The sequence below is a fragment of the Escherichia sp. WS1450 genome, from assembly GCF_046487395.1.
In the GTDB taxonomy this organism is placed as follows: Bacteria; Pseudomonadota; Gammaproteobacteria; order Enterobacterales; family Enterobacteriaceae; genus Escherichia; species Escherichia coli.
The window spans coordinates 333,885-342,653 of sequence record NZ_JBJQJO010000003.1; the positions used below are offsets into that span (position 1 = coordinate 333,885).

The following is an 8,769-nucleotide window of genomic DNA, read 5'->3' on the forward strand; positions in this document are numbered from 1 at the left end:
GCAATCTGACATGGCAAACTTTTTTATTCGACGACCGATATTTGCATGGGTGCTGGCCATTATTCTGATGATGGCGGGTGTACTGGCGATCCTACAATTGCCCGTCGCCCAATACCCAACCATTGCGCCGCCTGCAGTTTCTGTTTCGGCAAACTATCCGGGCGCTGATGCGCAGACCGTGCAGGATACGGTGACGCAGGTTATCGAACAGAATATGAATGGTATCGATAACCTGATGTATATGTCCTCCACCAGCGATTCTGCCGGTAGCGTGACAATTACCCTTACCTTCCAGTCCGGGACCGATCCAGATATCGCGCAAGTGCAGGTGCAGAACAAACTCCAGCTCGCCACGCCGTTGCTGCCGCAGGAAGTACAGCAGCAGGGGATCAGTGTTGAAAAGTCCAGTAGCAGCTATTTGATGGTGGCGGGCTTTGTCTCTGATAACCCAGGCACCACACAGGACGATATATCGGACTATGTGGCCTCTAACGTTAAAGATACGCTTAGCCGTCTGAATGGCGTCGGTGACGTACAGCTTTTCGGCGCACAGTATGCGATGCGTATCTGGTTGGACGCCGATCTGCTAAACAAATATAAACTGACGCCGGTTGATGTGATTAACCAGTTGAAGGTACAGAACGATCAGATCGCTGCCGGACAGTTGGGCGGAACGCCAGCGTTACCAGGGCAACAGTTGAACGCCTCGATTATTGCTCAGACGCGGTTAAAAAATCCGGAAGAATTCGGCAAAGTGACCTTGCGCGTAAACAGTGACGGCTCGGTGGTACGCCTGAAAGATGTCGCACGGGTTGAACTTGGCGGTGAAAACTATAACGTTATCGCTCGCATCAACGGTAAACCGGCGGCGGGCCTGGGTATTAAGCTGGCAACCGGCGCGAATGCTCTCGATACCGCGAAAGCCATTAAGGCAAAACTGGCGGAATTACAGCCATTCTTCCCGCAGGGAATGAAGGTTCTCTACCCTTATGACACCACACCATTCGTCCAGCTTTCTATTCACGAAGTGGTAAAAACGCTGTTCGAAGCTATTATGCTGGTGTTCCTGGTGATGTATCTATTCTTGCAGAATATGCGAGCAACGCTGATCCCCACCATTGCGGTACCCGTGGTGTTGTTAGGGACGTTTGCCATCCTCGCCGCTTTTGGTTACTCCATCAACACACTAACGATGTTCGGGATGGTGCTTGCCATCGGGCTGCTCGTCGATGATGCGATAGTGGTGGTGGAGAACGTCGAGCGCGTGATGATGGAGGATAAGCTCCCGCCAAAAGAAGCGACGGAAAAATCAATGTCGCAAATCCAGGGCGCACTGGTGGGTATCGCGATGGTGCTGTCAGCGGTATTTATTCCAATGGCATTCTTCGGCGGTTCTACTGGGGCAATTTACCGCCAGTTCTCTATCACCATCGTTTCGGCAATGGCGCTTTCTGTTCTGGTGGCATTGATTCTTACCCCAGCGTTATGTGCAACACTGCTCAAACCCGTCTCTGCTGAGCATCACGAAAATAAGGGCGGTTTCTTCGGCTGGTTTAATACCACCTTCGATCATAGCGTTAACCACTACACCAACAGCGTCGGCAAAATCCTCGGTTCCACAGGACGATATTTACTGATCTATGCACTAATTGTTGCTGGAATGGTGGTATTGTTTTTACGTCTTCCGTCTTCCTTCTTACCTGAAGAGGATCAGGGTGTCTTTCTGACTATGATTCAGTTACCCGCTGGCGCGACGCAAGAGCGAACGCAAAAAGTGTTGGATCAAGTGACGGATTACTATCTGAAGAACGAGAAAGCGAACGTAGAAAGTGTCTTTACGGTTAACGGCTTTAGCTTCAGCGGCCAGGCACAAAACGCCGGTATGGCTTTCGTCAGTCTGAAACCGTGGGAAGAGCGTAGTGGTGACGAAAACAGTGCGGAAGCGGTAATCCATCGTGCCAAAATGGAATTGGGCAAGATCCGCGACGGTTTTGTCATTCCATTCAATATGCCAGCCATTGTTGAACTGGGCACGGCAACGGGTTTCGACTTTGAGTTAATTGATCAGGCTGGGCTGGGTCATGATGCCCTGACCCAGGCCCGTAACCAGTTGCTTGGCATGGCGGCGCAACATCCTGCCAGCTTAGTCAGCGTGCGTCCTAATGGTCTGGAAGACACCGCGCAGTTTAAACTGGAAGTTGACCAGGAAAAGGCGCAAGCATTAGGTGTTTCACTTTCTGACATCAATCAGACCATTTCAACGGCGTTGGGTGGGACTTACGTTAACGACTTCATTGACCGTGGTCGCGTAAAAAAGGTGTATGTTCAGGCGGATGCCAAATTTCGTATGCTGCCAGAAGATGTCGATAAACTTTATGTCCGTAGCGCCAATGGCGAAATGGTGCCATTCTCTGCCTTTACCACTGCACATTGGGTGTATGGCTCTCCGCGACTGGAGCGCTACAACGGTCTGCCGTCAATGGAGATTCAGGGGGAAGCCGCGCCAGGAACCAGTTCCGGCGATGCCATGGCGTTGATGGAAAACCTTGCATCACAATTACCAGCTGGCATTGGTTATGACTGGACGGGTATGTCATATCAGGAACGCCTATCGGGAAACCAGGCTCCCGCTCTGGTAGCAATTTCCTTTGTGGTTGTTTTCCTGTGCCTTGCTGCACTCTATGAAAGCTGGTCAATTCCTGTCTCGGTTATGTTGGTCGTGCCGTTAGGGATTGTCGGCGTGCTACTGGCGGCGACACTCTTTAATCAAAAAAATGACGTCTACTTTATGGTGGGCTTGCTAACGACAATTGGCTTGTCGGCTAAAAACGCTATCTTGATTGTTGAGTTCGCTAAAGATCTCATGGAGAAAGAGGGTAAAGGTGTTGTTGAAGCGACACTAATGGCAGTACGTATGCGTCTGCGTCCTATCCTGATGACCTCTCTCGCCTTTATTCTCGGCGTATTACCGCTAGCTATCAGTAACGGTGCCGGCAGTGGCGCGCAGAACGCAGTGGGTATCGGGGTAATGGGCGGGATGGTTTCTGCAACGTTGCTGGCAATCTTCTTCGTGCCGGTGTTCTTTGTGGTGATCCGCCGTTGCTTTAAAGGATAAATCAGAAACATAAAGGCACTTTCGGGTGCCTTTATTATTTCCAGTGAAACCCATAAAAATTAATAAGATATTCCTCTACTCACTCTTTAAAAACTTTCTATAGTTCCCGTTCCCTTCACTATTTTTACAATTCACATAATTTGTCATTATTCATTCCGCAAGATTTATAACCTCCAGTGATAAAATGGCATTCAGCTCGTTAATAAGAGAGTTAACTTATTAAGCGTTAGCGTTTATTACTGAGGTAACACCATGAAAAGATTAATTCCTGTGGCATTGCTCACCGCATTGCTGGCGGGCTGTGCTCACGATTCGCCCTGCGTTCCGGTTTATGACGATCAGGGCCGACTGGTTCACACTAATACCTGTATGAAAGGCACGACTCAGGATAACTGGGAAACGGCTGGGGCTATTGCTGGCGGGGCTGCAGCTGTTGCTGGCCTGACGATGGGGATCATCGCTCTGTCGAAATAACTGCACAGGGCGCGGAGTACCGCGCTCTGTTTAACGATACAGTATCTCTCCATAAGATAAAATATTGCTATATTCTGCTGGGTAATTCCCTGCTGATTTAGCATGTTATATCGCGTTATTTCGCTGCTTTCGAAATAACGCATCAATTTAATTTTCACACTTCCTACCAGAAATATACTCACGCTAACAATCATTATTCTGCTTAGTAAAAATGCGTAAATATTTTGCGCCAAAATGTGGCGCATGTTTCATTTTCGCACCATTGCGGGGCGCTGTTTTTATTATTTCCTGTCTACACTCAGCTTATTGCGACGCGAAATCGTGCGCAAAAGCTGGCACTACTTTTGCTTATAAGAGGATGGCCACAGACAGGTAAAAGACGTTTCCCAAACGTCCTATAACGATAATTTTCGCCTCACAGGAAGCATTATGAAAAAGATGATGATAGCCACACTGGCTGCCGCCAGCGTGCTGCTTGCCGTTGCAAATCAGGCGCATGCTGGCGCGACGCTTGATGCCGTTCAGAAAAAAGGGTTTGTGCAATGCGGGATCAGTGATGGATTACCTGGGTTCTCTTATGCCGATGCTGACGGTAAGTTTTCAGGTATTGATGTAGATGTTTGTCGTGGTGTTGCGGCAGCTGTATTTGGTGACGACACGAAAGTGAAATATACCCCGCTCACTGCAAAAGAACGCTTCACGGCTTTACAGTCAGGGGAGGTGGATTTGCTCTCCCGTAATACGACCTGGACTTCATCACGCGACGCAGGAATGGGAATGGCATTTACTGGCGTCACTTATTACGACGGCATTGGCTTCCTGACGCACGATAAAGCGGGGCTAAAAAGCGCAAAAGAACTGGATGGTGCAACAGTCTGCATTCAGGCGGGTACTGATACCGAACTCAATGTTGCTGATTACTTCAAGGCAAACAATATGAAGTACACACCAGTGACTTTCGATCGCTCTGACGAATCAGCGAAGGCACTGGAATCTGGTCGCTGCGATACGTTGGCCTCGGATCAATCACAACTGTATGCCCTGCGCATCAAATTAAGCAACCCAGCTGAATGGATTGTCTTACCGGAAGTTATCTCTAAAGAACCGCTTGGGCCGGTAGTTCGTCGTGGCGATGATGAATGGTTCTCGATTGTACGCTGGACGCTTTTCGCCATGCTGAATGCTGAAGAGATGGGCGTTAACTCGCAAAACGTCGATGAAAAAGCGGCTAATCCAGCAACGCCTGATATGGCACATCTGCTGGGTAAAGAGGGCGATTACGGCAAGGATCTGAAGCTGGATAATAAATGGGCTTACAACATCATCAAACAGGTGGGTAACTACTCGGAAATTTTTGAGCGTAACGTAGGTTCAGAAAGCCCGCTGAAAATTAAACGTGGGCAAAATAATCTCTGGAATAACGGCGGTATTCAGTACGCGCCGCCCGTGCGTTAAGTCGGTGTGAGGTAACGAGCGTCGCTACGGCGGCGCTCTCTTCAGCGTTATGCTTTCCGAGGTTTCTATGTCTCATCGCCGCTCAACCGTTAAAGGCTCACTCTCCTTTGCCAACCCTACGGTTCGCGCCTGGTTATTCCAGATCCTTGCCGTTGTTGCTGTTGTCGGCATTGTTGGTTGGCTATTTCACAACACTGTGACGAATCTCAGTAATCGTGGCATTACTTCAGGTTTTGCCTTTCTGGATCGCGGCGCTGGCTTCGGTATTGTCCAGCATTTGATCGATTACCAGCAGGGTGATACCTACGGACGCGTTTTCATTGTTGGCTTACTCAATACGCTACTGGTTTCTGCATTGTGTATTATATTCGCTTCTGTTCTGGGCTTCTTTATCGGTCTGGCGCGACTTTCGGATAACTGGCTGCTACGAAAGCTTTCCACAATTTATATTGAGATCTTCCGTAATATTCCGCCGCTGCTGCAAATATTCTTCTGGTACTTTGCCGTGTTGCGCAATTTGCCCGGACCACGCCAGGCTGTGAGCGCGTTTGATCTGGCCTTTTTGAGCAATCGTGGGCTTTATATTCCGTCACCGCAGCTGGGAGACGGATTTATTGCGTTTATCCTGGCTGTTGTTATGGCTATAGTCCTTTCTGTTGGGCTATTCCGCTTTAATAAAACATACCAGATAAAGACCGGACAGCTGCGCCGCACCTGGCCGATCGCCGCAGTGTTGATCATTGGTTTGCCTTTACTGGCGCAATGGCTTTTTGGCGCAGCACTACACTGGGATGTTCCAGCCCTACGAGGCTTTAACTTCCGTGGCGGGATGGTTTTAATTCCTGAACTGGTAGCCTTAACGCTGGCGCTTTCGGTTTATACCTCTGCATTTATCGCCGAGATTATCCGCGCTGGGATCCAGGCAGTGCCTTATGGTCAACATGAAGCGGCACGGTCACTGGGATTACCCAACCCGGTTACGCTACGCCAGGTCATTATTCCCCAGGCACTGCGAGTGATTATTCCGCCGTTAACCAGCCAGTATCTCAACATCGTCAAAAACTCCTCTCTTGCCGCCGCTATTGGCTATCCGGATATGGTTTCGCTGTTTGCTGGCACCGTGCTAAACCAGACTGGGCAAGCCATCGAGACGATAGCCATGACCATGTCGGTCTATCTGATTATCAGCCTGACTATCTCGCTGCTGATGAATATCTATAACCGCCGCATCGCGATCGTTGAACGCTAAGGAGTCATGATGACAAAAGTATTGCTGTCTCATCCCCCGCGCCCGGCGAGCCATAACTCAAGCCGCGCGATGGTGTGGGTGCGAAAAAATCTGTTCTCCAGCTGGAGCAATAGCCTGCTGACTATTGGCTGCATATGGTTGATGTGGGAACTGATCCCACCGTTGCTGAACTGGGCATTTTTGCAGGCTAACTGGGTTGGCTCAACGCGTGCCGACTGCACAAAAGCCGGTGCCTGTTGGGTCTTCATCCACGAACGATTTGGTCAGTTTATGTATGGGCTTTACCCACACGACCAACGCTGGCGAATTAACCTGGCATTACTGATTGGGCTTGTGTCGATCGCACCAATGTTCTGGAAAATACTCCCGCATCGCGGTCGCTATATTGCGGTCTGGGCGGTGATGTACCCACTGATTGTCTGGTGGCTGATGTATGGCGGTTTTTTTGGTCTTGAGCGGGTTGAAACCCGGCAATGGGGCGGGCTGACGCTAACTTTAATTATTGCATCAGTTGGGATTGCGGGGGCGCTGCCGTGGGGGATCTTACTGGCGTTAGGTCGCCGCTCCCATATGCCGATTGTGCGTATCTTATCGGTCATTTTTATCGAGTTCTGGCGCGGTGTACCGCTGATTACCGTTCTGTTTATGTCTTCGGTCATGCTGCCGTTGTTTATGGCAGAAGGCACCAGTATCGACAAACTGATCCGCGCGCTGGTTGGCGTGATCCTGTTTCAGTCAGCATATGTTGCGGAAGTCGTGCGAGGCGGATTACAGGCGCTGCCTAAAGGGCAATATGAAGCGGCAGAGTCGCTGGCGTTGGGTTACTGGAAAACTCAGGGGCTGGTTATTCTGCCACAGGCGTTGAAGCTGGTAATTCCTGGGCTGGTAAATACCATCATCGCACTCTTCAAAGATACCAGCCTGGTGATCATCATCGGGTTGTTCGATCTTTTCAGTAGCGTTCAGCAGGCAACCGTTGATCCCGCCTGGTTGGGTATGTCGACGGAAGGGTATGTTTTCGCCGCACTGATCTACTGGATCTTCTGTTTCAGCATGTCACGTTATAGCCAACATCTGGAAAAACGTTTTAACACCGGGCGTACACCGCATTGAGGACACTATGAGCCAAATTTTACTGCAACCTGCTAACGCGATGATTACGCTGGAAAACGTCAATAAATGGTATGGGCAATTCCATGTTTTGAAAAATATAAATTTAACCGTGCAACCGGGAGAACGGATCGTTCTGTGTGGCCCTTCTGGTTCCGGTAAATCGACAACCATTCGTTGTATTAATCATCTGGAAGAACATCAACAGGGACGGATCGTGGTGGATGGCATCGAACTTAATGAAGATATCCGCAATATTGAGCGCGTCAGGCAGGAAGTGGGAATGGTCTTTCAGCATTTCAATCTCTTCCCTCATCTGACCGTTCTACAGAACTGTACCCTGGCACCGATTTGGGTACGCAAGATGCCTAAGAAAGAGGCTGAAGATCTGGCGTTGCATTACCTTGAGCGGGTGAGAATTGCCGAACATGCCCAGAAGTTTCCCGGACAGATTTCTGGTGGTCAGCAGCAACGCGTTGCCATAGCACGTTCACTTTGTATGAAACCAAAGATCATGCTATTTGATGAACCTACGTCAGCGCTCGATCCGGAGATGGTGAAAGAAGTGCTGGATACGATGATTGGGCTGGCGCAGTCGGGTATGACAATGTTGTGTGTAACACATGAGATGGGGTTTGCACGAACCGTCGCTGACAGGGTGATTTTTATGGATCGTGGGGAAATAGTGGAGCAAGCTGCACCTGATGAATTTTTTGCGCATCCTAAATCAGAGCGTACGAGGGCATTTTTATCGCAGGTAATCCATTAATTGAATGTTAGTTCGAAAAGCAAAAAGGCCATCCTTTCGGATGGCCTTTCGCTTGATTTGATGTCTGGCAGTTCCCTACTCTCGCATGGGGAGACCCCACACTACCATCGGCGCTACGGCGTTTCACTTCTGAGTTCGGCATGGGGTCAGGTGGGACCACCGCGCTACTGCCGCCAGACAAATTCTTTTCTAATCTGCCGAACTTTAACCTAAAGAGTGGTGCTGATACCCAGAGTCGAACTGGGGACCTCACCCTTACCAAGGGTGCGCTCTACCAACTGAGCCATATCAGCACGCTAAATTTGATGCCTGGCAGTTCCCTACTCTCGCATGGGGAGACCCCACACTACCATCGGCGCTACGGCGTTTCACTTCTGAGTTCGGCATGGGGTCAGGTGGGACCACCGCGCTAAGGCCGCCAGGCAAATTCTGTTTTATTAACCCGCTTACCGCCGGTTAATTTAATCTGTATCAGGCTGAAAATCTTTCTCTCATCCGCCAAAACATCTTCGGCGTTGTAAGGTTAAGCCTCACGGTTCATTAGTACCGGTTAGCTCAACGCATCGCTGCGCTTACACACCCGGCCTATCAACGTCG

At 49.8% G+C, this 8,769-nt stretch carries 6 protein-coding genes, 1 tRNA gene and 3 rRNA genes; 6 read left to right on the forward strand and 4 right to left on the reverse strand.

The window, feature by feature from the left end; translation table 11 throughout:
• Nucleotides 1-10: 10 nt before the first annotated feature.
• From acrF to ACJHYR_RS05855, 6 genes are all read left to right on the forward strand, one after another.
• Nucleotides 11-3,115, forward strand: a complete 3,105-nt coding sequence (acrF, locus tag ACJHYR_RS05830; RefSeq protein ID WP_001273305.1) for a multidrug efflux RND transporter permease subunit AcrF — start codon at nucleotides 11-13, stop codon at nucleotides 3,113-3,115.
• Nucleotides 3,116-3,367: 252 nt separating this feature from the next.
• On the forward strand, nucleotides 3,368-3,589 hold the full coding sequence (locus tag ACJHYR_RS05835) for a membrane protein (RefSeq protein WP_000825639.1): 222 nt from the start codon (nucleotides 3,368-3,370) through the stop codon (nucleotides 3,587-3,589).
• A gap of 429 nt (nucleotides 3,590-4,018) precedes the next feature.
• Nucleotides 4,019-5,044, forward strand: coding sequence for an amino acid ABC transporter substrate-binding protein (locus ACJHYR_RS05840; protein WP_000738584.1), 1,026 nt, complete (start codon nucleotides 4,019-4,021; stop codon nucleotides 5,042-5,044).
• Nucleotides 5,045-5,111: 67 nt separating this feature from the next.
• Entirely contained in the window at nucleotides 5,112-6,293 is a 1,182-nt protein-coding gene (locus ACJHYR_RS05845) for an amino acid ABC transporter permease (protein ID WP_072837426.1), read from the forward strand.
• Nucleotides 6,294-6,302: 9 nt separating this feature from the next.
• A complete protein-coding gene (locus ACJHYR_RS05850) occupies nucleotides 6,303-7,406 on the forward strand; it encodes an amino acid ABC transporter permease (protein WP_001306044.1) in 1,104 nt (367 codons plus the stop codon).
• A 7-nt stretch (nucleotides 7,407-7,413) separates the two neighbouring features.
• Nucleotides 7,414-8,172, forward strand: a complete 759-nt coding sequence (locus ACJHYR_RS05855; RefSeq protein ID WP_000078348.1) for an amino acid ABC transporter ATP-binding protein — start codon at nucleotides 7,414-7,416, stop codon at nucleotides 8,170-8,172.
• 62 nt (nucleotides 8,173-8,234) lie between these two features.
• Here the strand turns inward: ACJHYR_RS05855 and rrf (ACJHYR_RS05860) are convergent.
• The 4 genes from rrf (ACJHYR_RS05860) to ACJHYR_RS05875 form a co-directional block, all read right to left on the reverse strand.
• A 5S ribosomal RNA gene (gene rrf, locus ACJHYR_RS05860) occupies nucleotides 8,235-8,350 on the reverse strand.
• Between the two features lie 39 nt (nucleotides 8,351-8,389).
• Nucleotides 8,390-8,465: transfer RNA gene (locus ACJHYR_RS05865), tRNA-Thr, on the reverse strand.
• A 14-nt stretch (nucleotides 8,466-8,479) separates the two neighbouring features.
• Nucleotides 8,480-8,595, reverse strand: a 5S ribosomal RNA gene (gene rrf / locus ACJHYR_RS05870).
• Between the two features lie 96 nt (nucleotides 8,596-8,691).
• Nucleotides 8,692-8,769: ribosomal RNA gene (locus ACJHYR_RS05875) — 23S ribosomal RNA — on the reverse strand; the annotation flags it as partial.